20 protein-coding genes and 3 pseudogenes are annotated in these 23,561 nt (G+C 68.2%); 12 read left to right on the plus strand and 11 right to left on the minus strand.

Annotated elements, in window-relative coordinates:
* Positions 1 to 264, plus strand: a pseudogene (locus AB0H86_RS43335) (sugar ABC transporter ATP-binding protein); the annotation flags it as partial.
* Positions 265 to 412: 148 nt separating this feature from the next.
* Here AB0H86_RS43335 and AB0H86_RS43340 read toward each other — a convergent pair.
* Positions 413 to 1,414 carry a LacI family DNA-binding transcriptional regulator gene (locus AB0H86_RS43340; RefSeq protein ID WP_362451774.1) on the minus strand — a complete coding sequence of 334 codons (1,002 nt, stop codon included), beginning with the start codon at positions 1,412 to 1,414 and terminating at the stop codon, positions 413 to 415.
* A gap of 215 nt (positions 1,415 to 1,629) precedes the next feature.
* Here AB0H86_RS43340 and iolC point away from each other — a divergent pair, with 215 nt between their 5' ends.
* Genes iolC through AB0H86_RS43385 form a run of 9 tightly spaced genes read left to right on the plus strand, consistent with a single transcriptional unit; the run spans position 1,630 to position 12,066 of the window.
* Positions 1,630 to 2,598 carry a 5-dehydro-2-deoxygluconokinase gene (gene iolC, locus AB0H86_RS43345; RefSeq protein WP_362451814.1) on the plus strand — a complete coding sequence of 323 codons (969 nt, stop codon included), beginning with the start codon at positions 1,630 to 1,632 and terminating at the stop codon, positions 2,596 to 2,598.
* A 4-nt stretch (positions 2,599 to 2,602) separates the two neighbouring features.
* On the plus strand, positions 2,603 to 3,475 hold the full coding sequence (locus AB0H86_RS43350; RefSeq protein WP_362451777.1) for an aldolase: 873 nt from the start codon (positions 2,603 to 2,605) through the stop codon (positions 3,473 to 3,475).
* Positions 3,472 to 4,350: a 5-deoxy-glucuronate isomerase gene (iolB, locus tag AB0H86_RS43355; protein ID WP_362451779.1), complete on the plus strand. Its 879-nt coding sequence runs from the start codon at positions 3,472 to 3,474 to the stop codon at positions 4,348 to 4,350. Before AB0H86_RS43350 ends, iolB begins: the two co-directional genes overlap by 4 nt.
* Positions 4,347 to 6,224, plus strand: a complete 1,878-nt coding sequence (gene iolD, locus AB0H86_RS43360; protein ID WP_362451781.1) for a 3D-(3,5/4)-trihydroxycyclohexane-1,2-dione acylhydrolase (decyclizing) — start codon at positions 4,347 to 4,349, stop codon at positions 6,222 to 6,224. Before iolB ends, iolD begins: the two co-directional genes overlap by 4 nt.
* A 13-nt stretch (positions 6,225 to 6,237) precedes the next feature.
* Positions 6,238 to 7,728 (plus strand): CoA-acylating methylmalonate-semialdehyde dehydrogenase, encoded by a 1,491-nt coding sequence (locus tag AB0H86_RS43365; RefSeq protein WP_362451783.1) that lies wholly within the window; start codon positions 6,238 to 6,240, stop codon positions 7,726 to 7,728.
* 39 nt (positions 7,729 to 7,767) lie between these two features.
* Complete coding sequence (locus tag AB0H86_RS43370; RefSeq protein WP_362451785.1) at positions 7,768 to 8,718, plus strand: TIM barrel protein; 951 nt, start codon at positions 7,768 to 7,770, stop codon at positions 8,716 to 8,718.
* Between the two features lie 9 nt (positions 8,719 to 8,727).
* Positions 8,728 to 10,149 carry a sugar porter family MFS transporter gene (locus AB0H86_RS43375; protein WP_362451787.1) on the plus strand — a complete coding sequence of 474 codons (1,422 nt, stop codon included), beginning with the start codon at positions 8,728 to 8,730 and terminating at the stop codon, positions 10,147 to 10,149.
* Positions 10,150 to 10,180: 31 nt separating this feature from the next.
* On the plus strand, positions 10,181 to 11,200 hold the full coding sequence (locus AB0H86_RS43380) for a Gfo/Idh/MocA family oxidoreductase (protein ID WP_362451789.1): 1,020 nt from the start codon (positions 10,181 to 10,183) through the stop codon (positions 11,198 to 11,200).
* Positions 11,197 to 12,066 (plus strand): sugar phosphate isomerase/epimerase, encoded by an 870-nt coding sequence (locus tag AB0H86_RS43385; protein ID WP_362451792.1) that lies wholly within the window; start codon positions 11,197 to 11,199, stop codon positions 12,064 to 12,066. The genes AB0H86_RS43380 and AB0H86_RS43385 overlap by 4 nt, the downstream gene beginning before the upstream one ends.
* A 78-nt stretch (positions 12,067 to 12,144) precedes the next feature.
* On the opposite strand, the gene AB0H86_RS43390 is transcribed toward AB0H86_RS43385, so the two are convergent.
* The 8 genes and pseudogenes from AB0H86_RS43390 to AB0H86_RS43425 form a co-directional block, all read right to left on the minus strand.
* Positions 12,145 to 12,813, minus strand: coding sequence for a dihydrofolate reductase family protein (locus AB0H86_RS43390; RefSeq protein WP_362451795.1), 669 nt, complete (start codon positions 12,811 to 12,813; stop codon positions 12,145 to 12,147).
* Positions 12,813 to 13,319 carry an SRPBCC family protein gene (locus AB0H86_RS43395; RefSeq protein ID WP_362451798.1) on the minus strand — a complete coding sequence of 169 codons (507 nt, stop codon included), beginning with the start codon at positions 13,317 to 13,319 and terminating at the stop codon, positions 12,813 to 12,815. The genes AB0H86_RS43390 and AB0H86_RS43395 overlap by 1 nt, the downstream gene beginning before the upstream one ends.
* Positions 13,320 to 13,322: 3 nt before the next feature.
* On the minus strand, positions 13,323 to 13,664 hold the full coding sequence (locus tag AB0H86_RS43400; RefSeq protein WP_362451801.1) for a metalloregulator ArsR/SmtB family transcription factor: 342 nt from the start codon (positions 13,662 to 13,664) through the stop codon (positions 13,323 to 13,325).
* Positions 13,665 to 13,911: 247 nt separating this feature from the next.
* Complete coding sequence (locus AB0H86_RS43405) at positions 13,912 to 14,751, minus strand: endonuclease/exonuclease/phosphatase family protein (RefSeq protein ID WP_362451803.1); 840 nt, start codon at positions 14,749 to 14,751, stop codon at positions 13,912 to 13,914.
* A 219-nt stretch (positions 14,752 to 14,970) separates the two neighbouring features.
* Positions 14,971 to 15,228, minus strand: a complete 258-nt coding sequence (locus tag AB0H86_RS43410) for a helix-turn-helix transcriptional regulator (RefSeq protein WP_362451805.1) — start codon at positions 15,226 to 15,228, stop codon at positions 14,971 to 14,973.
* Between the two features lie 219 nt (positions 15,229 to 15,447).
* Positions 15,448 to 16,587, minus strand: coding sequence for an MFS transporter (locus AB0H86_RS43415; protein ID WP_362451817.1), 1,140 nt, complete (start codon positions 16,585 to 16,587; stop codon positions 15,448 to 15,450).
* A 140-nt stretch (positions 16,588 to 16,727) separates the two neighbouring features.
* Positions 16,728 to 17,663 (minus strand): EamA family transporter, encoded by a 936-nt coding sequence (locus tag AB0H86_RS43420; RefSeq protein ID WP_362451807.1) that lies wholly within the window; start codon positions 17,661 to 17,663, stop codon positions 16,728 to 16,730.
* Between the two features lie 193 nt (positions 17,664 to 17,856).
* Positions 17,857 to 18,502 (minus strand): annotated as a pseudogene (locus tag AB0H86_RS43425) (disulfide bond formation protein DsbA).
* A 226-nt stretch (positions 18,503 to 18,728) separates the two neighbouring features.
* Here AB0H86_RS43425 and AB0H86_RS43430 point away from each other — a divergent pair.
* Entirely contained in the window at positions 18,729 to 19,616 is an 888-nt protein-coding gene (locus AB0H86_RS43430) for a LysR family transcriptional regulator (RefSeq protein ID WP_362451809.1), read from the plus strand.
* A gap of 49 nt (positions 19,617 to 19,665) precedes the next feature.
* Here the strand turns inward: AB0H86_RS43430 and AB0H86_RS43435 are convergent.
* Positions 19,666 to 19,785 (minus strand): annotated as a pseudogene (locus AB0H86_RS43435) (5,10-methylenetetrahydrofolate reductase); the annotation flags it as partial.
* Positions 19,786 to 19,994: 209 nt separating this feature from the next.
* Positions 19,995 to 20,414, minus strand: a complete 420-nt coding sequence (locus AB0H86_RS43440; protein WP_362451811.1) for a nuclear transport factor 2 family protein — start codon at positions 20,412 to 20,414, stop codon at positions 19,995 to 19,997.
* 576 nt (positions 20,415 to 20,990) lie between these two features.
* On the opposite strand from AB0H86_RS43440, the gene AB0H86_RS43445 reads away from it, so the two are divergent.
* Positions 20,991 to 23,102 carry a LamG domain-containing protein gene (locus AB0H86_RS43445; protein WP_362451819.1) on the plus strand — a complete coding sequence of 704 codons (2,112 nt, stop codon included), beginning with the start codon at positions 20,991 to 20,993 and terminating at the stop codon, positions 23,100 to 23,102.
* Positions 23,103 to 23,561 lie beyond the last annotated feature (459 nt).

Consider the following 23,561-nt stretch of genomic DNA (forward strand, 5'->3'; position numbering starts at 1 on the left):
ATCGCCGCCGCCCGCGACCGCGGCCTCGGCGTCATCTTCATCACCCACAACCCGCACCACGCCTACATGGTCGGCGACCACTTCAGCGTCCTGCGCCTGGGCACCATGGAGCTGAACGCCTCCCGTGACGAGGTCAGCCTCGAAGAGCTCACCAACCACATGGCCGGCGGCGCCGAACTCGTAGCCCTCAAACACGAGTTGAGCACGGTCCGCGGCGTCGACGTCGAAGAACTCCCCGACACGAAGGACCTCACAAGCCTGTAACGCGGGCTCTCGCGAGTGGCGGGGGTCGGTGCCTCCCAAACACGGCAAGGCCGAAGGCCCAACTGCTGGGGAACGTACCGCCGTGGCCGTCCCGATCCATGTGGGCGGACGGCCACCTCCAGGCCGAGGGCTTCCGGACCGTGAAGTCTCAGCTCGACGTCTGAGGCGCCTTGCCACTGGTGCCCCGAACCACCAGCTTCGGATCCAGTACAACCTCCCGGGGTTCCAGCTCCGGGTTCTCCAGCCGCTGCACGGCGAACCGCACGGCGTGCTCCGCCATGAGGCCCGCGTCCTGGCGGACAGTGGTCAGGCCGATCGGCATCAGATGGGAGAGGTGGCTGTCGTCGTACCCGACGACGGACACCTCGCGCGGGACATCAACCCCTGCCCGCGTCAAGGCCATCAGCAAACCCCACGCACACCGGTCATTGCCCGCCAGGACCGCCGTCGGGAGGGCCTGCCCCCGATCGCGCTCCGCCAGGAGCAGGCGGCCCGTCTCGATGCCTGATTCCTCCACGTGTGTCCCAGGGATCACCCGCACCTCGGACTCCAGCCCGTGCCGGCGCATCGCGGCCCGGTAGGCACGCCGCCGCTCGACCGATCCGGGTCCCCGGCCGCCGTCGATGTGCACGATCCGGTGGTGCCCCATTTCGACGAGATGCTCCATGGCCTGCCGTACGCCGTCGCCCTCGGCACTGTGAACGAAGTCCACACGGGCACGAGGCACCCGGCGGCTGACCGAGACGGTCGCCGTCCGCTGTCCGAGCTCGTCGAGATACGCGGGCTCGGCGTTGGGGCCGAGCAGGATCAGCGCCTCGCAGCGATGACTGAGCAGCGCCTCGGCCGCCTTCGCCTCACTACGGCCGGGAGTGACTGAGGAGAGCAGGACGTCGTAGCCGAGACGTTCGGCTTCGGGGTAGATGCCTGCGATGAGGTCGGCATGGAAGGTCTGGTGCACGGTGAACATCACGCCGAGCGTGCGGCTACGGCCACGGGCCAGCAACCGGGCTGCGTTGTCGGGGCGATAACCGATCTCGTCGGCGACCCGCAGTACCCGCTCCCGAGTCTCTGCGCTCGCCCCTGGCTGACCGCGGAAGACGATCGAGACGAGCGCCCGGGACACCCCCGCTCTCGCGGCGACGTCCGCCATTGTGGGCCGCTGCTTCCCCGACGCTTCCACCTGTGAAACCACCCTCCGACGCGGCCCGTCAGGCGGGCGCTCGCGAACATCTCCCAGCAACAAAGTATTGACATGACATTTGGACGAGGGCCATTGTACTCGGACTAGAGCGCGCTACTAGAGCGCGATAGCGAGCTCGTGAGAGTCCTGTCCCCGGTCTCTGACACGAAAGGGAAATCGGCATGATGCCGTTCGATGTGCTGACCATGGGCCGTGTGGGAGTGGATGTGTATCCGCTCCAGACCGGCGTGGGGCTGGCGGACGTCACCTCGTTCGGCAAGTACCTGGGCGGCAGCCCGACGAACGTGGCCGTCGCGGCGGCTCGGTACGGGCGGTCGGCGGCCGTGATCACGAAGACGGGCCGGGATCCGTTCGGGGAGTTCGTCCGCACGGCCCTGGAGGGCTACGGCGTGGACAGCCGTTTCGTCGGGACGTCCGATGTCGCGCCGACGCCGGTGACGTTCTGCGAGATCTTCCCGCCGGACGACTTTCCCCTGTACTTCTACCGGCTGCCGAAGGCCCCGGACCTCGACATCGATCCGGCTGAACTGGATCTGGCAGCGGTGCGGGACACCCGCGTCTTCTGGATCACCGGCACCGGGCTGAGCGAGGAGCCGAGCCGTTCGGCCACCCTCGCAGCGCTCGCGCACCGGGCGAAGGCGGGACCGACGGTCTTCGACCTGGACTGGCGGCCCATGTTCTGGGCGGACCCGAACCAGGCCCGTGCCCACTACGCCGAGGCCCTGCGGCACACCACCGTCGCGGTCGGCAACGTGGACGAGTGCGAGGTGGCGACCGGCGAGCGCGAGCCGTATGCCGCCGCGAAGGCGCTGTTGGCGGCAGGTGTGGAACTGGCGGTGGTGAAGCAGGGGCCGAAGGGTGTGCTCGCCATGGACCGGGACGGTTCGGCCGCCGAGATCCCGCCGGTCCCGGTCGACGTCGTCAACGGCCTCGGCGCCGGTGACGCCTTCGGTGGCGCGCTGTGCCACGGCCTGCTGTCCGGCTGGGACACCCGCACCACCGTGTCCTTCGCCAACGCCGCAGGTGCCATCGTCGCGGGCCGGCTGTCCTGCTCCGACGCGATGCCGACGCAGGCCGAGGTGGAGGCGAAGCTCCTCGCCCATGTCTCCACCCCCATCGAAGGAAAGGCGTGACGACGTGCTGTCCGACAACGTGAGCCGGATTGTGTCCGCCCGGGTGGGTGACCCCGGTGCCGTCGCCGCGGCGGCCGCCCGCCGCGTGAAGGCGACCTCGCTGTTCGGCGAGCACGGCAAGTCCATGATCATCGCCGCTGACCATCCGGCGCGTGGCGCCAACGGCGTCGGCGGTGACCCCCACGCCATGGCGGACCGCTTCGAGCTGCTGGACCGCCTGTGCGTCGCGCTGGAACGCCCCGGCGTGACCGGTGTACTCGGCACCGCCGACATCCTGGAAGACCTGCTGCTGCTCGGCGTCCTCGACGGCAAGAGCGTCTTCGGCTCGATGAACCGCGCCGGGCTCGCCGGCTCGGTCTTCGAGATCGACGACCGCTTCACCGGCTACGACGCCGAGACCATCGCCGCGATGGGCTTCGACGGCGGCAAGATGCTCACCCGTATCGCCCTCGACGACCCGGCCACCCCATCCGCCCTGTTCGAGACGGCACGGGCCGTGAACGAGCTGAATGACCGTCAGCTCATCGCCATGGTCGAGCCGTTCATGTCGGGATGGCAGGACGGCAGGATCCGCAACGACCTCTCCACCGACGCCGTCATCAAGTCGGTCACCATCGCCTCCGGCCTGGGCCGGCGCACCGCCTACACCTGGCTCAAGCTGCCGGTCGTCGACGGCATGGAACGCGTCCTGGCCTCCTCCACGCTGCCCGCCCTACTGCTGGGCGGCGAGGTCAAGGACGCGGAAGCGGCCTTCGCGTCCTGGGGCAAGGCCCTCAAGCAGCCCACCGCACAGGGCCTGGTCGTCGGCCGCTCGCTGCTCTATCCGTCGAACGGCGATGTCGCCGGCGCGGTCGACAAGGCGGTGAGCCTGCTGTGACCGACACCAGCAAGTACCACCTGCCCAAGGGGACTTCGGCCGATGGCCCCTACGACGTCCTGGTCACGCCCGAGTCGGCGGACTGGGGATACTCCGGCCTCAGGATCCTGACCCTGAGGCCGGGCGAGGCGCACACCCTGTCCACCGATGACTGCGAGTTCCTGGTCCTGCCACTGACGGGCTCCTGCACCGTCACCACGGACGGCAGGACCTTCGAACTCGACGGCAGGACAGGCGTGTTCGCCTCGGCCACCGACTTCGCCTATCTGCCGCGTACGTCGCAGGCCCTGATCAGCAGCGCGCAGGGAGGTCTGTTCGCGCTGCCCTCCGCCCGTACCGAGCGGAGCTCACTCTCCGCCCGGTACGGGCCCAAGGAGGACGTACCCGTCGAACTGCGCGGCGCCGGCGCATGCTCGCGGCAGGTCAACAACTACTGCCTGCCCGGCACCTTCGACGCCGAGCAGCTGCTGGTGTGCGAGGTCCTCACGCCCGGCGGGAACTGGTCGTCGTACCCGCCGCACAAGCACGACGAGGCCCGGCCGGGAGTCGAGTCGGAGCTGGAGGAGATCTACTACTTCCAGATCGCGGGCGAGGACGGATTCGGCTATCAGCGGGTGTACGGCACTCAGGAGCGCCCGATCGACGTGCTCGCGGAGGTCCGCTCCGGCGACACCGTGCTGATTCCGCACGGCTGGCACGGACCGTCGATCGCCGCACCCGGCTACGACCTCTACTACCTCAACGTCATGGCGGGCCCCGGCCAGGACCGCGCCTGGCTGATCTGCGACGACCCCGCCCACGGCTGGGTGCGCGGTACCTGGGAGTCCCAGGGCATCGACGACCGGCTTCCCTTCGAAGGACTCAACGAACAATGAGCACCGTCCGACTCACCACCGCCCAGGCCCTGGTGCGCTTCCTCGCCAACCAGTACAGCGAACGTGACGGCCAGGAGCAGCGGCTCATCCCCGGCATGTGGGGCATCTTCGGGCACGGCAACGTGGCCGGTGTCGGGCAGGCGCTGTTGCAGGCCGCCGTCACCCAAGAGGCTGATCTGCCCTACTACTTGGCTCGCAACGAGCAGGGCATGGTCCACGCCTCCGTCGCCTACGCGAAGATGCGCGACCGGCTTGCCACCTTCGCCTGCACGGCCTCTACGGGGCCCGGCTCGACGAACATGATCACCGGCGCGGCGCTGGCCACCACCAACCGGATCCCGGTGCTCCTGCTGCCGAGCGACATGTTCGCCACCCGCGCCGCCGACCCCGTGCTCCAGCAGCTGGAGGACACCCGCGGCGGCGACATCACCGTCAACGACACATTCCGCGCCGTATCCAAGTACTTCGACCGCATCCAGCGCCCCGAACAGCTCATCCCCGCCGCGCTGGCCGCCATGCGGGTGCTCACCGACCCGGTCGAGACCGGCGCCGTCACCCTCGCCCTGCCGCAGGACGTCCAGGCCGAGGCCCACGACTGGCCGGTGTCGTTCTTCCGCCGCCGGGTCTGGCACATCGGTCGGCCGGTACCGGAACCGGCCGCGGTCGAGCGGGCCGCGGGCCTGCTGCGCAACGCCCGCAGGCCACTGATCGTCGCGGGCGGCGGGGCCGTGTACTCCGGTGCCGAGACCGAGCTGCGCGCCTTCGCCGAGGCCACCGGCATCCCGGTCGCCGACACCCACGCCGGCAAGGGCGCCGTGCCCTGGGACCACCCCCGCGCGGTCGGCGGCATCGGCTCCACCGGCGCGTACGCGGCGAACGAACTCGCGCGCGAGGCGGATGTCGTCCTCGGTATCGGCACCCGCTACTCGGACTTCACCACCGCCAGCCACACCGTCTTCGGCAATCCGGACGTCACCTTCGTCAACCTCAACGTCGCCCGTCTCGACGCCGTCAAGCACTCCGCCGAGCCGCTGGTGGCCGACGCCCGCCTCGGCATCCAGGCCCTGGCCGGTGCACTGACGGACTGGGAAGTCGACCCCGAGTACCGCGCACGGACCCGTCAACTCATCGCCCGGACAAGAGAGATCGAGGACGGCTGCTTCAACGTCGGCCATGGCCCGTTGCCCGCCCAGACGGAGATCCTCGGCGCGCTGAACGAGGTGCTCGACGACCGCGCCGTGGTCATCAACGCGGCCGGCTCGATGCCCGGCGACCTGCAACAGCTGTGGCGGGCCCGGGACCCCAAGGCCTACCACGTGGAGTACGCCTACTCCTGCATGGGCTACGAGGTCGCCGCCGGCGTCGGCGTGAAGATGGCCGACCCCTCCCGCGAGGTCGTCGTCCTTGTCGGTGACGGCTCATATCTGATGATGGCTCAGGAAATCGTGACCATGATCTCCGAGGGTCTGAAGGTCATCATCGTCCTCGTCCAGAACCACGGCTTCGCCTCCATCGGCTCCCTGTCCGAGTCCCTCGGCTCACAGCGCTTCGGCACCAAGTACCGCTACCGCGACGGCGATTCGGGACTCCTCGACGGCGACGTCCTGCCCGTCGACCTCGCCGCCAACGCCTCCTCCCTCGGAGCCGATGTCCTGCACGCCGCCTCCGTCGAAGAGTTCCGCGGCGCGATGGAGAAGGCCAAGGCCGCAAGCCGCACCACCGTCGTGCACGTCGAGACGGACCTCCACGGCCCCAATCCGCCCGGCCACGGCTGGTGGGACGTCCCCGTCAGCCAGACCTCCGCCCTCGACACCACCCGCACCGCCCACGAGACCTACGCCGCCCACAAGCGCGCACAGCGGCACTACCTCTGAGAAGGAAGCTCACGTGACCACCATCCCCCACTGGATCAACGGTTCGCCGGTCCTGAGCGCGGACACCGCGCCCGTGTTCAACCCTGCCACCGGCCAGGAACAGGCCCAGGTCAGCCTCGGCGACGCGGGCGACGTGGACGCCGCCGTCGCCGCCGCCACGAAGGCCTTCGAGACCTGGTCCGAGTCCTCGCTCACCCAGCGCACCCAGGTGATGTTCGCCTTCCGCCAGCTCCTCGTCGAGCACGAGGAAGAACTCGGCCGGATCATCTCCGCCGAGCACGGCAAGACCGTCGACGACGCCCGCGGCGAAGTCACCCGCGGCCGGGAAGTCGTCGAGTTCGTCTGCGGTCTCGGCGACATCCTCAAGGGCAGCTTCTCCGACCAGGTCTCCCGCGGCGTCGACGTACACAACTTCCGCCAGCCGCTCGGCGTCGTCGCGGGCATCACCCCGTTCAACTTCCCCGCCATGGTGCCCCTGTGGATGCACCCCGTCGCCATCGCCACCGGCAACACGTTCGTCCTCAAGCCCAGCGAACGCGACCCCTCCGCCGCCAATTTCGTCGCCGAGCTGTACCGCCGGGCCGGGCTGCCCGACGGCGTCTTCAACGTCGTCCACGGCGGCAAGCCCGCCGTCGACGCGATCCTCACCCACCCCGGCATCGAAGCCGTCTCCTTCGTCGGCTCCACCCCCATCGCCAAGTACGTCCACGAAAACGGTACGAAGGCCGGCAAGCGTGTCCAGGCCCTCGGCGGCGCCAAGAACCACGCCGTCGTCCTGCCCGACGCCGACCTCGAATTCGCCGCCAACCACATCACCGCCGGCGCCTACGGCTCCGCAGGCGAACGCTGCATGGCCGTCTCCATCGCCGTCGCCGTCGGTGACGCCGCCGACAGGCTGGTCGAGGTCCTGGAGCGCAAGGCCCGCGAGATCAAGGTCGGTCCCGGCGACGCCCCCGGCACCGACATGGGCCCGCTGGTCACCAAAGCCGCCTTGGAGCGCGTCGAGAACGCGGTCGGAACCGCCCACACCCAGGGCGCCACCGTCATCGTCGACGGCCGCGGACTGAAGATCGACGGCCACGAGAACGGCTTCTTCACCGGCCCCTCCCTCCTCGACCACGTCACCGCCGACATGGACGCCTACAAAGAGGAACTCTTCGGCCCCGTCCTCGCCATCGTCCGCACCGACACCCTCGACGAGGCCATCAGCCTCATCAACGCCAACCCCTACGGCAACGGCACGGCCCTGTTCACCGCCTCCGGCGAAGCCGCCCGCCGCTTCCAGCGCAACATCAAGATCGGCATGATCGGCATCAACGTCCCCGTGCCCGTCCCGATGTCGTACTACTCCTTCGGCGGCTGGAAGGACTCCCTCATCGGCGACTCCCCCGTCCACGGCCCCGAGGGCATCCGCTTCTACACCCGCCCCAAAGTCGTCACCACCCGCTGGCCCCAGCCCACCCAACAGCTCGCCGCCGGCTTCAACTTCCCCACCTCCAACTGACCCCAGAGTTCCCTGTCCCCTTTCGTCAAAGGACTGACCATGGCAATGGCGCCATCCCCACTTCGTGCCGTCGCGGGCAACCTGTGCCTGGGCTCCGCCCCCGACTCCTGGGGCATCTGGTTCCCGGAGGACGAGCACCAGGTCCCGTACACCCGCTTCCTCGACGAGCTCGCGGAGGCCGGCTACGAGTGGCTGGAGCTCGGGCCGTACGGCTACCTCCCCGCCGATCCCCAGCGGCTGAAGGAAGAACTCGACGCCCGCGGATTGCAGGTGTCCGGCGGTACCGCCTTCGGCGCGCTGCACCGGCCGGAGGCGTGGGACGAGATGCTCGCCCACGTCCGGCAGGTGGCCGCGCTGACCGCCGCCGCGGGAGCGCACCACCTGGTCTTCATCCCGCCGATGTACCGGGAGGAGAAGACCGGCGCGTTCACCGAGTCCCCGGAGCTGACCGCCGAGCAGTGGGCGGGCTTCGGCAAGAACGCCGACCGGCTCGGCAAGCTGCTCCTCGACGAGTACGACGTACGCCTCGTCGTCCACCCGCACGCCGACAGCCACATCCAGACCCAGCCCGAGATCGAGCGGCTGCTCAACGAATCCGACGCCCGCTACACCAACCTCTGCCTGGACACCGGGCACGTGGCCTACGGCGGCGGCGACAACCTCGACCTGATCCGCCGGTTCGGCGAGCGCGTCGGCTACGTCCACATCAAGCAGATGGACCCCGAGGTGCTGGCCCAGGTGGCCTCCGAGGACCTGTCGTTCGGCGAGGCGGTCAAGCGCGGCGTGTGTGTCTCGCCCCCGGCCGGCGTGCCGAACCCGGCCGACGTGGTGGCCGAACTCGCCCAGCTCGACGCCGAGTTGTTCGTGATCGTCGAGCAGGACCTGTACCCGTGCGCTCCCGAGGTGCCACTGCCCATCGCGGTCAGCACCCGTGAGCACCTGGTCGGCTGCGGGCTGACGGGTACCCGACGCCCGACTCTCGACCGCTAGGAGGCGCCCATGGATGTCAGGGACGACACAACCAAGGTCACGACGACGACGGACGACGCGCCACCAGCCGTCTCCCGGCGGCTGCGGCTCATCACCGTCATCGCCACCTTCGGCGGACTCCTCTTCGGCTACGACACCGGCGTCATCAACGGCGCCCTGCCCTACATGACCGCCGATCTGGGCCTGACCCCCTTCACCGAGGGCATGGTCACCAGCTCGCTGCTGCTCGGCGCCGCGCTGGGTGCGGTGACCGGCGGGCGGCTGTCGGACGCGCGCGGCCGCCGCCGTACGATCCTCATCCTGGCCGTGGTCTTCTTCGTCGGCGCGCTCGGCTGCACGCTCGCACCGAACACGGCGGTCATGATCGTGGCACGGTTCGTGCTGGGACTCGCGGTCGGCGGTGCCTCGGTGACCGTGCCCGTCTACCTCGCCGAGGTCTCCCCCGCCGAACGACGCGGCGCACTGGTCACCCGCAACGAACTCATGATCGTCAGTGGGCAGTTGCTCGCCTTCACCTCAAACGCGATCATCGCGCGGGTCGGCGGCGAGTCCGGCGGCGTATGGCGCTGGATGCTGGTGCTCGCCACCATCCCGGCCGTAGTGCTCTGGTTCGGCATGCTGGTGATGCCGGAGAGCCCGCGCTGGCTGGCCTCGCAGACCCGTTTCGGCGAGGCCCTGGACGTACTCAAGCAGGTGCGGTCCCAACAGCGTGCGGAGGCCGAGCTGAGCGAGGTGTCCGCGCTCGCCGTCAAGGAGGATCGGGAGAGGCTCGGCGGCTGGCAGGACATGAGGTCCACGCCGTGGTTGCGCAGGCTGATGTTCGTCGGCTTCGGCATCGCCATCGTGCAGCAGATCACCGGCGTGAACACGATCATGTACTACGGCACCCAGATCCTCACCGACGCGGGCTTCGCCGCCGACAGCGCCCTGACCGCGAACATCGCCAACGGCGTGATCTCGGTCCTGGCCACCTTCGTCGGCATCTGGCTGCTGGGGCGGGTCAACCGCCGCCCCATGCTGATGACCGGTCAGATCGGCACCACGTCAGCCCTGTTGCTGATCGGCGTCTTCTCCCTGGCGTTGCCCTCCGGCGACGGCCGCGCCTACGCGGTGCTGGCCATGACGGTCACCTTCCTCGCCTTCCAGCAGGGCGCGATCTCGCCGGTGACCTGGCTGATGTTGTCGGAGATCTTCCCCATGCGGATGCGCGGCTTCGGGATGGGCATCGCGGCCGTGGTGCTGTGGCTGACCAACTTCGTCATCGGTCTCGTCTTCCCGTCGCTGGTCGACGGCATCGGGATCTCCAGCACCTTCTTCCTGTTCGTGGTGGCCGGCGTCGTCTCCCTCGTCTTCGTCAAGCGCTATGTCCCCGAGACCAAGGGCCGCACCCTCGAAACCCTCGAAGCGGAACTCCGAGCCCGCTTCTCCTGAACCCCTCTGAACCCCTCCTCAAGGAATCGACATGTCCGTACGTGTAGGTGTCATCGGCGCCGGGATGATCGGCCAGGACCACATACGGCGACTCACCGACGTCGTCACCGGGGCCACCGTCACCGCGGTGACCGATCTCGACGCCGCCCGCGCCGGTGAAGTCGCGGCCCGGATCGGTGCCACGGCGCTGTCCACCGGCGCCGCCCTGATCGCCTCCCCCGACGTGGACGCGGTCCTCGTCACCTCGTGGGGCCCCACCCACGCCGAGCACGTCCTGGGCGCCATCGCGGCCGGCAAGCCGGTCTTCTGCGAGAAGCCCCTCGCCACCACCGCCGAGGACTGTCTGCGGATCGTCGAGGCCGAACGCGCCCACGGCCGCCGCCTGGTCCAGGTCGGATTCATGCGCCGCTTCGACCCCGGCTACCGCCAGATGAAGGAGGTCATCGACGCCGGCTCGATCGGCACCCCACTGATCGTGCACTGCGCGCACCGCAACCCGACAGTGCCGGACGCGTACGTCTCCGCGATGGCCGCGCAGGACACGGCCGTGCACGAGATCGACGTCCTGCGCTGGCTGCTCGACGACGAGATCGTCTCCGCCCAGGTGATCACCCCGCGCGCCACCAGCAAGCGGTTCGAGCACCTCAAGGACCCGCAGATCATGTACTTCGAGACCGCGAACGGCGTCCGCATCGACCTCGAGGTCTTCGTCAACTGCCAGTACGGCTACGACATCCAGTGCGAGACCGTCGGCGAGGAAGGCCTGGTGCGGCTGCCCGACCCGGCCGCCGTCGGCATCCGCACCACCGGCCGGCACGGCACCGCCGTCCTGCAGGACTGGAAGGGCCGTTTCGCGGACGCCTTCGACACCGAGTTCCGCGAGTGGATCGCCTCCGTCGCGTCCGGTGGCGAGCCCACCGGCCCCTCCTCGTGGGACGGCTATGCCGCCACCGTCATCACCGACGCAGCCGTTCGCTCCCTGGAGTCAGACGGCACGACCGTCACCGTCGACATGAAGCCCCGACCCGCCTTCTACGGAGGCACCGCATGAAGATCGCCCTCGACCCGTACATGTTCCGCACACTGCCGATCGACGACATGGTGCGCACGGTCGCCGAACTCGGCTACGACTACATCGAGTTGTCCCCGCGCGACGACTTCATGCCGTTCTTCCTGCACCCTCGGGCGGATGACGCGCGGACCGCCGAACTGAAGAACTCCCTGCGCACGCACGGCGTCCAGCTCTCCTCCGTACTCCCCCTCTACAAGTGGTCCTCTCCCGACGAGACCGAGCGGCAGACCGCCGTCCGCTACTGGAAGCGGATGATCGAGATCACCGCGGACCTCGGGTGTCCGCTGATGAACTCGGAGTTCAACGGCCGACCCGAGCGCGCCGCCGAGAGCGAGGCCGCGTTCTGGCGTTCGCTGGAGGAGCTCCTGCCACTCTTCGAGAGGGAGGGCATCGCACTCAACCTTGAGGCGCACCCGGACGACTTCTGCGAGGAGAACACCCCCGCGGTCGACCTCGTCCGCGCCATCAACAAGCCCTGGGTGAACTACCTCTACTGCGCCCCGCACTCCTTCCACCTCTCCGGAGCCGCGGACATCGGCGCCGACATCGCGGCGATGATGCGCTACGCCGGCGACAAGCTCCAACACGTGCACATCGCCGACTCCTTCAACCACAAGGGCTCGTCCGGGCTCCGCTACATCCTCAACCCGCCCGGCACCGCGGCCCGCATCCACCAACACCTCGACATCGGCCAGGGCGAGGTCGACTGGGACAGCTTCTTCGGCACCCTGCGCGAACTCGACTTCGACGGCGTCGCCACTGCTTGCGTCTTCGCCTGGGAGGAACGGGCTCGCGACTCCTCGGCCTTCATGCTGGACCGCATCACCAAGGAACTCACGGTGTAGTCCGGTCCCTCCGTCGGACACCGGCGGCACCCCTTGCGCCGTGGGTGCTCGGGGCGCTGGGGTGGAGTGGTGGCGCGGCTACCGTGGGTGCACGGCGTAGGTCAGGTGCGTCACCCGCGACGACGGCTCCGAACGGACCGGCTCCAGCGCGACCCTGGACGCGTCCACGCCGTCGAACAAGCGGGTGCCGGCGCCGAAAAGCACCGGTGACAGCGTGATCGAGAACTCGTCGACCAGGCCGGCGTTCAGGTGCTCCAGGATCGTCGCGCCGCCGCCGGCGATGCGGACGTCGCGATCGCCGACGGCCTCGCGGGCCTGGTCGAGGGCGCGCTCGATGCCGTCGTTGACGAAGTGGAACGTGGTGCCGCCGGGCCGCTCCCACCGGTCACGCTCGGCGTGCGTCACGACGAAGACCGGGGTGTGGAAGGGCGCTTCCTCCGGCCATGCCTGCTCGCCGAGGTCGAACATGCGCTTGCCCATGACGCTCGCGCCGGTGCGCTCGAACGTCTCCCGCGCCACGTCGTTGTCGCGGCCCTCCTCGCCGCCCTCGCCCAGCTCCAGGTTCTCCCGCATGAACCGCAGCGGGAACAGCCACTGCTGCAGCTCCGCCCACTGCGCCATCCAGCGCTGAACGTCCGGGTCGTCCTGCTTGTCGGGTGCGAAGAGCTCGTCCTCGATGGGCACGGGCTCGGGCGCGATGAAGCCGTCCAGCGACATCGACACGCTGAAGAACACCTTCCCGGCCATCAGCCCTCCGCCCCCTTCCGCGCGAGGTCGGTGACGTAGTCCGCCAGGCTGCCCAGGGTCTGCCGGCCGCCCTCGATCGCGTGGTACTTCTCGACCGCCTCGTCGCGCAGTTCCTTGGTGGGGAACACCGTGCGCATCACGATCCGGGTCGCCGCGCCGTCCGGCGCGAAGGTCAGGACCGACTCGAAGGCGTTCGGGTCGTCACGGGACTCACCGTGCAGCAGCGCGATCCGCTCCGGCGGGACGATCCGTAGCCAGCGGATCCACTCGGAGTAGTCGGTCCCGTCCGGCCCGTGCAGCACGAAGTCCCACTCCCCGCCCTCGCGGAACTCGAAGGACCGCGTGGTGGTGGTGAACCCCTCCGGACCCCACCACCGCGACAGGTGCCGGATCTCGGTGAACGCCTCGAACACCAGCTCCCGCGGGGCGTCGATGACCCGGGAGATCACGATCTCCCGGTCGGCCGTCGCCGGTTCCGCCCGCGGTTCTTGCCTTGCCCCTGCCATCGGTCATTCCTCCTGCCGTGTCTGCTTGAGGTCCTGCACATAGGTGTCCAGCCGGTCGAAACTCTCGTTCCAGAACCGCTCGAATCCGCCGGTCCACTCGTGGACCCGCCGCAGCCCGCGGGCGTCCAGGCCGTAGAGGCGCTGCTTGCCCGCCCCGCGGACCCGCACCAGCCCCACCTCCCGGAGCACCCGCAGGTGCTTGGAGGCCCCTGGCTGGCTTATCCCCAGCTCCTGGGCCAACTCGGTCACCGGCCGCTCACCCGCCCGCAGCAGCGTCAGGATGTCCCGGCGCTGCGGCTCGGCTATCGCGTTGAACGCGTCCGACGTCGTCGCTGCTCGTGCCATGGCAGCCATCATATTCCCATATCGGCATACGTCAAGCCGGTTCTCTTGTGTCCATCATGAGGACAGCCTTTCAGCCGCGAGGGCGCGGAAACTCGAGGTCAACAGTGGTTCGTCGTCGCGGGTTGGATCACCCTGTCCAACGAGCTTGACCGCGTTGGCGCGGCCGGTGTCCGACACCTGAGGCCGGGTCCCCCTTGCCGCTGAACGCGCTTCCGTGGCTGGGCGGTTCAGCGGTCACGGAAGCGCTTCAAGCTGGGTCCAGGTCGGTGTACAGCAGATGGTGGTCCGAGTACGGGGTGGGTTGCACGCGGTGCCTGAGCGGGGCGATGCCTCGCAGGAAGACATAGTCGAACTTGCTGTGCCAGTCGGTGGTCTGCTCGCAGCTACCGACGGCCGAGGGCTGACATTGCGGGTCTGTATCCGAGGCCAGTGCCCAGACCCGGGTGAGTTCGGGAGCGTCCGGCACGGCGTTGAAGTCGCCGAGAACGATCGCACGGTCATGCCGGGCGATGGCTGCGGCGAGTACGCCGGTCTGCTCTGCTCGGACTGCTTCTTGACGTCGTTGGGCGAGATGTGTGTTGAAGACCCGGACGGGCCGGCCGCCCAGCATGGTGGTGACCGCCATGTACCCGCGGTCCTCGGATCCGCCGTCGGGGTATTCCACGTTGACGCGGTCCGTCATCGGTGCCGCCGAAAGGAGCGCCTGGCCGAAGGCGCCCGGACTCCACGGCGCTCCCCCGCAACGGCCCCAATTCCGAAGAACCATCCCGTACTCGACGTGGTAGACCAGCCCGTAGACGCTCTCCAGGTAGTCCCGGATCCTCTCGACGTCACGCACGCACGCTTCTTGCAGGCCGATGACCTGGGGCGCGTACGTGGCGATCTCCGCGGCCCGGTCAACGTTGCTTGCCTCGCAGGGGTTGCAGATGTTCCACGTCATGACCCGGTTCGGTACGACATCTCCGACGGCATCGACGGGCAGTGTCCTGACGGAGGGGGCACTGCTTGGTGCACTGGGGCCGACGAGCAGGATGCAGGCCACAGTCATGGCGCCCGCGAGTAACCGCATGCCCCTTCCGAACACCATCGCCTCCTCATGGCGGATACACACGGCATCTGACGTGTCCAGCCACAAGGTTATCGGCGGCGTGCTGGTGACACCGGAAGATCCTGGAGTCCGTACTTCGGCCCGGGCGGGCTCGGCCCGCAGCATGCCCACATCGGCCAGGCAGTCCCCGCCGAGTGCCACCGCGAGCGCGACGTCCAGCAGGATCTTGCTGAGCGACCCTCTGCGTGATGCTTGTCGTTACCTCCAACTGGACTGCTGATGCGGTGCCTTGTTCACCTGCCGGAACCGACCCGGTGAGACGCCGTACTCGCGACGTAACGCCCCTGCAAAAGCGAATTCCGTCAAGTAGCCGATCTGCCTGGCTGTCGCGGCCACCGATGCGTCGGTTTCTCGGAGGAGCCGCGCGGCACAACCCAGTCGCCAGTCCCTCAGATAGGTCATGGGTAGCTTGCCGACCACTGAGGTGAAACGTCTCGTGAACGCCACCCGGGACATGCCCACGGTCTCGCTGAGTTGCGAAGCCGTCCACTGGGTCTGCGGGCTGTCGTGGATGGTGCGCAGTACGGCGGTGATCGCAGGGTCGTCGATCGCGGGCCGGCCCTTCGAGCCCTCGTCCTCCAGCGCGGTCGGAGGCCAGATCCCGGCCGAGGTCGTGCACCCGTTCGCTCAGAAGACCAGCACCTGTACTGCTGTCCGTCATGGTGCTCCACGCGATCATGCGGAGACGGAGACCGCGCTCGCGGCCTTCCGACCGGTGCCGAGCCTGAGGAGCAGCGAAGCCCCGGTCAGCGCCACACCGAACCACACGACGCTGGTGACGCCCACGTTGTCGACGAACAGTCCGCCCAGAAGCGCTCCGACCGCGATGGACGTGTTGTAGGCCATGGTGTTGAGCGACATCGCCGCTTCGAAGGTCTCGGGCGCGGCGGCGAGAGTCATGTTGACCTGGCTCAGCTGCACCGCGCCGAAGGAGAGCCCCCAGAGGATCAGCGCGACGATCACGCCCGCCTTCCCGTCGCCGATCGTGAGTAGCAACAGCAGAGCCGCGATGAGTCCCAGGCCACCGACGATGAAGGTGCCCCGCAGGCTCTTGTTCACCGTGTATCCGGCGATGAAGTTCCCGACGGCACTTCCGATTCCGAAGATGATAAGCACGACGGTGATGAAGGCGGCCGTGGCCGATGCACTGTCTTCCAGGAAGGGCCGCACGAAGGTGTACGCCCCGAAATGGCCGAGTACGAAGAAGACGACAATGAACAGCACCGTACGCAGCTGCGCGTTCTTGAGCGGGAGCCCGAAGACTTCCCGGACCGAAACCGCGTTCTCCGACGGAAGCGACGGGATGGCGGCAGCGACCGCGAGGAACACCAGCACGCTGAGGCCGGCCCAGATGGCGAACGTGGTACGCCAGTCGGTGAAGTTCTCGATGATGGTGCCCAGCGGGATGCCCACCACGGTGGCGATCGAAATGCCAGACATCACGACCGCGGCCGCCCTGCTCGCCTGCCGCTCCGGCACGATACGCATGGCCATGCTCACGCCGATCGCCCAGAACACACCGCTGGCGAATCCCATGATGAGTCGCGTTGTCAGGATCAGCGGATAGTTCGGCGAGATGGCGGTGATGAGGTTGCCCAGGGCCAGGATCGCCAGCAGCGTGGACAGCAGCAGGCGCCGGTTGACGCGCCTGGTCCAGGCCACGATGAAGGGTACGCCCAACCCCGCCGCGACACCTTGCGCCGTGACCATCAGCCCGGCCACACCCACGGAGATGTCCAGGCTGTTACTCAGCGGGGTGAGCAGGCCGACGGGCATCAGCTCAGTTGTGAGGAAGACGAACAGACTGGCCGTGATGGCGGCAACACCGAGCCATGCCCGTAATGCCGAAGGCGGGCGTTCTTCCTAAGGGATCATTTCCTGCTGTGTGACCACTTCTTCTCTCCGATAGATTCAGGCTATAGGGCTTACGGATTTCTCTGAAACTCTTCATCGGATTAGTGCACCGACTCGGTTCGGGTCCCGCCGGTCTCGTCACTGTGAAGAGGCTCGTGTGGGCCGGGCTCTCGCGGCCGGGCCGACCGGGGTTGCGCGAGCAGCATGGCCGTGAGAATCGATACGACACCGATCAGCTGCAGAATCGACAACGTCTCGTGGAGAAACACGTATCCGAGGATGGTCGCGACGATCGGGCTGCCCAGGGCGAGGAAGGAGACCGCCACCGCCGGCAACCTCTCAATCCCACGGAACCAGATCATGTAACTGATGACAGCGCCGAGGGAGACGAGATAGGCGAACCCGAGGATGTTGGTTTCCGTGATACTGGACGGCAGTCCTTCGATGGCCAGCGTGAAGGGCAGCAACAGCAGTCCGCCCACGGTGAGTTGCCAGCCGGTGAAGGGAAGCAGCCCCACTCCGTCCGGGCGCCCCCATCGCTTGGTCAGCGTGATGCCGGTGGCCATGCACATCGCGCCGCCCAGTGCCGCCACCACACCGACGTAGTCGAGTTCCGCCGTTCCCCTGAACACGAGCAACGCGACACCGACCACGCCGAGGACACAGGCCGCCACATGCGGGAACCGGATTCTGTCGCCGATGAACAGCGCGGCCAGGATGAGTACGAACATCGGCTGCGCCGACATGATCACCGCCGCGATGCCACCGGGAAGCCGGTAGGCCGCGACGAACAGGAGGAAGTTGAATGCGCCGATGTTCAGGGTTCCGAGCACCAGGGTGCGCCACAGCCACACCCCGGTCGGCAGCGTGCGGGCGAGGGCCAGCAGAAAAAGGCCACCGGGAAGCGCCCGCACGGTGGTGGCCAGAAGGGGCCGGTCCGGCGGCAGCCACTCGGTCGTCACCAGATAGGTGCTTCCCCAGACCGCCGGCGCCAGTGCCGTCACACCGGCGGTGAGGAGTTGCCGCCCACTCTTCATGTCGCGCTGCCTCCCGTATCGGAACACCTGTCATCGACATCGCCGATGCCAGGCAGGACAAATGCATTCATGTTCAACTGATTCCTCGATGAAGGAGGTCGCTCTCCGCGACCGGGCAGCGGTTGTCGACGGCGACGATTTCCTCGGGAAGGAGTGCCATCCCGGTAGTGCGACGACAGGCCGCCCACGTGCCTCAGTCGAAGATGGCTTCGCGGGTGCGAGTGTGCCTGATCTCAAAGAAGCCGTCGGTGCCCGCCACGGCGAGGACACCGTCCCAAAGGCGTCCGGCGGCCTCGCCGCGCGGAGTGGGGCTGATCACCGGGCCGAAGAAGGCGACGGACTCGCCGTCGGGTGCCGGGAACATGGACGACGGGGGTGCCGGCCTCGGAGCCGACGGGGTCCATGCCGGCGTGGTGGCTGACGCGTAGCGCCTTGTCGTAGTCGGTCGTGTCCGCCGCCTCGATGAGGTGGGTCGGCAGATCGGCATCGGCAAGGGCCGCGAGCATCATGTCCCGTCCCAGGCCGGCCTGCTCGAGATGAATGCGGGTTCCCATGGCGTTGTAGAGCGGACGCAGTACCTCGGAACCGAACTGCTGCTCGGCCGCGATGCAGACGCGCACCGGCCCCCAGCCCTCGATCATTCCCCTCTTGTACTTCTCCGGCACTTCCCGTCCCTCGTTGAGCACCGAAAGGCTCATCACGTGAAAGCGCGCTTCGACGGGGCGCACCTGTTCGACTTCCAGCAACCAGCGGGAGGTGATCCACGCCCACGGACAGCGCGGACCGACCCACGTGTCAGCGACGGTGACCGTCTGCCGCTGCGGCGGAGTATGGCTCATGACCGGCTCGCCCTCTCGATTGAACTCTGGTTGCAGCCAGCTTGCTCAAGCTCAGGAGAGGCACCGTAAGAACGGACGACAGCGGAATTCCCCAAGGAACACCGCTGCGGGTCCCATCAGAAAACCCCCTGTGCAGCTGGACTTGGCACTCACAGTCTCAGTCCACAGCCATCAATGAGTCCAACACATGCTTGTCACTTCATCTATCGTGATACACGATAGATGTATGGAGCTCCAGCAGATGCGCTACGTGGTCGCCGTTGCCGAGACCAACAGCTTCACCCGGGCCGCCGAACGCTGTCTGGTCGTCCAGTCCGCCCTCAGCCACCAAGTCGCCCGCCTCGAAAAGGAACTGGGCGCGAGACTCTTCGAGCGCACCAGCCGCCGGGTACGGCTGACGCCGGCCGGTGCGGCCTTCCTTCCCGCAGCCCGGCAGTGTCTGGACGCCGCCGAGCGCGCGGCCAACGAAGTCGCCGCAGCTGTCGGCGAGGTACGCGGACGGCTCGCCGTGGGCGTCATCCCGTCCGTCGCCGCGGTCGACATCCCGGGCGCCCTGCGCGACTTCCACCAGCAGTACCCGAACGTGCGCATCAGCCTGAGTGTGGGCGCGAGCGACGAACTCGTCGAGCAGGTCAGGATGGGAGGCATCGAGGTGGCCTTCCTCGGACTTCCGACGACGGTGCGTCCCGAAGGCGTCAACTCCCGCGAACTCGCACGCGACCGGCTCGTCGCGGTGGTCGGGCCGGACCATCCGCTGGCCCAGGAGTCGGCGGTCGATCTGCGCAGGCTGTCCTCCGAGGTGTTCGTGGACCTGCCAGCCAGGACAGCCGGACGTGTCCAGTCCGACCTGGCCTTCTCGGCCGCCGGTGTCCACCGGGACGTCGCCTTCGAGGTGACCAACGCGGACTTCCTGGCGCGACTGGTCGGACAGGGCCTCGGCGTCGCCATGCTCCCCTCCGCCTACGTGGCTCAGCTCACCGGCGTCACCACCATCGAGGTCACCGACGCGCCGACCCGCGTCGAGTACATCATCTGGAGCCGCGACAACCGCACACCCGCGGCCACCGCCTTCCTCGCCATCCTCGGCATCCCGGTCGACGAGGACACGGAGTGAGAGAGAGGTCGCCGGCCCGGTTTCCCGGACCGGCGACCTCGAAGTGCAGTCAGCGGGGGGCCGCGAGGGCGTGCTGTGTGCTTGTTGAGTTCAGTACGTTGCGGTGGATCTCGATTGCCGCCGTCGAGCGGTTGAGCGTGATGTAGTGCAGTCCGGGGGCGCCTGCGGCAGCCGAGTCGACCAGCTCTTCAGCCGGAAACTCCTCCCGAATGCATGCTTCGCCGTTCTCCAGGACGGTCGCCAAGGCTGCAGCGGCTCCTCGTCATCAGTCTGGCCGGGCCTGGTCGGCTCTGTGGTCGGGCCGAGCACAGAGCCGACCCGGCCGGGTGAGGTTGAGTCCTGGCGCAGGTCCAGATGAACGAGTCCGAAGTCGGGGCTTCAGTGGCGGTCGCTGAGGCTGGCAACCACGGCGGCCAGTCGGTCCATGGCGTGGGCCACGCCGAGCCCATCCATGTAGTCGCGGACGTGCACGATCTGCCCGTTGCGGACCCGGATCACGAGAAGGCCGGGGAGGCTGAAGTGCCGGCCGGTTGTGGTCACGGTCCCGTTGACGACCTGCTCGACGGTGATCACCTCGGGGTCGGTGCTCTCATGCACGACTACGTCGCGGATCTCCTGCGGTTGCGCCGGGCTTGCGCTCCAAACCGCTCGGTAGCCTGCGCGGACCTCTTCGCGTCCCTGGTGACGCGGGGGCATGCCGGGGAAGAGGAACGGGAATTCGTGGACGGCGTCGACCGCGTACAGATCAGCCAGGTCGTCCGCTGACTTGTCGAGAATCGCCCGCTGGTAGCGGGTCAAGACCTCACGGGGACTGGGGCTGGCGGAGGTTGTGTCCGGCATGGTGGTTGGGCTCCGTTCGTTCACTGCGCGGCAGTTCGTTCGAGCGATGGGCCGGGACTTCGGGCGTGCGGACGGCAGCAGGGGCCCCAAGACCCGGTTGTGACGCCCGAATTTGAGACCCTCTTGACCGCAGCATGCAGTGCCGAAGTGCTGGGAGCGCACGCCGCGGTCATGGCCAGCTCCGTCCCGAAAGGTTGGAGGCGCAGTTGCGCGCTGTCGGGTCATCAAGCCACCTCCCGTATGGCGGGACCCAGCTACGGCTCTCACAAGTCCGGCTTGGGTCTGATCGCGGTGCCGAGGCGGCGAGTTCTTCCGGCGTACTGCGAGGTCCCGGAGAAACGGCAGCGGGCCGGAGCGGCCTCCGACGCCATCTGCAGGAAATGCTACCGGTGTTGCAGTGAGGGAGAACTTCCTTTCAGCGCTGTCAGTGGTCTCTGTTAGCTTCATGCGGCTCGTGTGATCCACGAGCCTCAAGCGCTCACAGGGGAGGGACACTTGACCAGGTTCAGAAGGACGGGCAGACGCAGACGGACGGTGGTGGGGAGCTGCGCGGCGGCACTGCTGGCCACGGCTGCCGGGCCGGCGTATGCGGTGGACAACCTGCCGCCGAAGCAGCCACTCGTCCAGGACCTCCAGTCGGGAAGCAAGGCCTGCGCGACCGGCGACGACACGCCATACGTTTCGGCGCCGCCCAGGCTCAGTGCAATGCTGTACGACCCGGAGGAGGACAACCAGCCGTCCGAATCCAGCCCGGTCAACGGCGAGTTCGAAGCCTGGTGGACGGACGCGGCAGGAGTGGAACAGCGCCGCACCTACACCACCATCACTCTGTCGTCGGGGTCACGGCAGTACTGGAAGATGCCGGACGACATCCCCGCGAACACCGTCGTTTCCTGGCACGTCCGCGCGAACGACGGCAAGGCGACCTCCGCATGGAGCGACGAAGGCGAAGGCTCGGTCTGCTCGTTCGTGTACGACGCCGTGAGCCCTGAGAAGCCGACGATCAGCTCCCCCGAATACCCCAACCCCGAGGACGTGTTCTGGGTGGACGGAGTGGGCGTCTACGGCCACTTCACGATCGACTCGCCCTCCGACGACGTGGTGTCGTACACGTACGACTTCGTGGGCGGCCCTTATGGAACCGTCTCCGCGGAACGTCCGGGCGCGGCCGTGACCATTTCGTACCTGCCGCTCACTTCGAGGCCCAACTCGCTGACCGTCCGCGCTATCGACCGGTCGCACCGAAGCAGCGGGGAGGCGCACTACGACTTCAACGTGAAGGCCGGCCGTGCTCCCGTCGCCCGCTGGAAACTGGACGACCCGGCGGGCTCCCGCTCGGCCGCTGCCGAGACCGGCACCGCGGCCCATGCCGGCAGCGGCGTGACCTTCGGCGGCCCGGCGCCCGCGGGCACCGGAACCACCGCCACGGTCGCCCTCGACGGCGGCGGCCACGGCTTTCTCACTTCGGACGCCCCGGCGACCGACACCCGTAAGACCTTCGCGGTGAGCGCGTGGGTACGGCCCGCCGAGACCGGCCGGAACATGACTGTCGCCAGCCAGGACGCGGACGGTGCGCCCGGCTTCGGCCTCGGGCTACGCCGTCAGGACTCCGGTGCCACCTGGTCATTCGCGATCGGCGACGCGCGGGTGTCCGGCGGCGCCCCCGAGACCGGCGAGTGGGCCCATGTGCTGGGTCTGTACGACGCCGAGACCGGAAAGGCGCGACTGTACGTCAACGGTCACGAGGTGGGGACGGCGGCGGACGCGACCGGTGCCGAGACGGCCGGCGCTTTCCAGATCGGGCGCGCCCGCGGGGCGGCCGGCTATGGGGACCAGTGGCACGGGGACATAGGTGACGTACAGGTTCACGACCGGGTCGTGGTGCCGAACGAGATGGCCGAACTGGCGTACCGCAAGCCGAAGTTGCTCGGCCACTGGTCGGTGGAGAACGCTACGGACGGTGTGAGCCCCGAGCAGTCGGACGGCGCGCCACTGCGGCTCGGCACGGGGGCTTCGATCTACCGGGGCTCCGACAGTTCCTGCATCCCGGAACTCGAACCCGACTGCGCCTACGTGCCTTCGCCACTCGTCGGCGACGGGCATCTGCGTCTGGACGGTGAGAGCGGGTACGCCGCTGCCGACGGGCCGGTCGTGGACACCGGGAACAGTTTCACCCTCGGCGTCGTCGTACGCCTCGCGGACTCCGAGCCCGCCCACCCGATGACCGTGCTCTCGCAGGCAGGCGAGCACACGGACGCCTTCAAGGTGCGCTACGAGCCGTCCACGCGCACCTGGCAACTGGTGATGCCGGAGAAGGACGAGGCCGGTGCCCCCGAGAAGGTGGTGTCCCAGGTGGAGGGCGCGGACGGAGGAGTGGGACCGGGTGATCGCCTCGCTGTGGTCTACGACGACGCGACCGACACGATCAAGCTCTTTCTCGACGGCTACACCAACGCCCAGGCGACCGCGAGCCTCCCCAACGGCTGGCACAGCCCCGGTGCCCTCCAGATCGGCCGGGCCAAGGCCGGTGACGGATGGGGCGAGTACCTGCATGGCGACGTGGACGAGGTCCAGGCCTATTCCGGTGCGCTGAGGGACGAGGACATCAGCGGCCTGGGGCGGGGTACGGATCCTTGTCTGTGCTGATCCCTGATCTCTGACCGTCCCGACGGCCCGCCCGGACCCAGGTTCCGGCGGGCCGTCCTGCTCAGGCCGACCACCGGCACCTGAGGAAATGTCCGTGCCTGCGGCGGCACCTGCTGCCCGGACTGATCAACGCAGATGCCGCCGAGGTTGCCGGAGTGCATCCAGGCTGCGTAGGTACGGCCGTAGACGTACACGTCGCCGTGGTACCAGCGGTCCCCCCAGCCGTTGGTACCACGGCAGTCTGTCGGCGTCGCCCCGAAGGGCGCCGCTTGTACGAACAGAGTGCAGGGGCGGTCATCGGGAAACCTTCGGAAAAGCTTGAATCCGCCTTGGCCCGCCGATCCTCGGCACCCAGAGTGTGGCCCTAGGGCCTGTCGTTTGGATCAGGCCGCAGGAAAGCAGCGGTGCTTCCTGGCCGACCTGAGCGGGGTGTGGTGCGTGCAGCTGCAAGGCGGAGGA

The sequence above is a fragment of the Streptomyces sp. NPDC050997 genome, assembly GCF_040660135.1.
Taxonomy (GTDB): domain Bacteria; phylum Actinomycetota; class Actinomycetes; order Streptomycetales; family Streptomycetaceae; genus Streptomyces.

Coding starts and splice junctions, on each gene's coding strand:
- AB0H86_RS43395 (WP_362451798.1), bottom strand. CDS start 13,319: ATGGCAGGGGCAAGGCAAGAACCGCGGGCGGAACCGGCGACGGCCGAC.
- AB0H86_RS43340 (WP_362451774.1), bottom strand. CDS start 1,414: ATGGCGGACGTCGCCGCGAGAGCGGGGGTGTCCCGGGCGCTCGTCTCG.
- AB0H86_RS43400 (WP_362451801.1), bottom strand. CDS start 13,664: ATGGCACGAGCAGCGACGACGTCGGACGCGTTCAACGCGATAGCCGAG.
- AB0H86_RS43405 (WP_362451803.1), bottom strand. CDS start 14,751: ATGGTGTTCGGAAGGGGCATGCGGTTACTCGCGGGCGCCATGACTGTG.
- AB0H86_RS43410 (WP_362451805.1), bottom strand. CDS start 15,228: ATGTCCCGGGTGGCGTTCACGAGACGTTTCACCTCAGTGGTCGGCAAG.
- iolC (WP_362451814.1), top strand. CDS start 1,630: ATGCCGTTCGATGTGCTGACCATGGGCCGTGTGGGAGTGGATGTGTAT.
- AB0H86_RS43375 (WP_362451787.1), top strand. CDS start 8,728: ATGGATGTCAGGGACGACACAACCAAGGTCACGACGACGACGGACGAC.
- AB0H86_RS43420 (WP_362451807.1), bottom strand. CDS start 17,663: ATGAAGAGTGGGCGGCAACTCCTCACCGCCGGTGTGACGGCACTGGCG.
- AB0H86_RS43430 (WP_362451809.1), top strand. CDS start 18,729: ATGGAGCTCCAGCAGATGCGCTACGTGGTCGCCGTTGCCGAGACCAAC.
- AB0H86_RS43370 (WP_362451785.1), top strand. CDS start 7,768: ATGGCAATGGCGCCATCCCCACTTCGTGCCGTCGCGGGCAACCTGTGC.
- AB0H86_RS43380 (WP_362451789.1), top strand. CDS start 10,181: ATGTCCGTACGTGTAGGTGTCATCGGCGCCGGGATGATCGGCCAGGAC.
- AB0H86_RS43390 (WP_362451795.1), bottom strand. CDS start 12,813: ATGGCCGGGAAGGTGTTCTTCAGCGTGTCGATGTCGCTGGACGGCTTC.
- iolD (WP_362451781.1), top strand. CDS start 4,347: ATGAGCACCGTCCGACTCACCACCGCCCAGGCCCTGGTGCGCTTCCTC.
- AB0H86_RS43385 (WP_362451792.1), top strand. CDS start 11,197: ATGAAGATCGCCCTCGACCCGTACATGTTCCGCACACTGCCGATCGAC.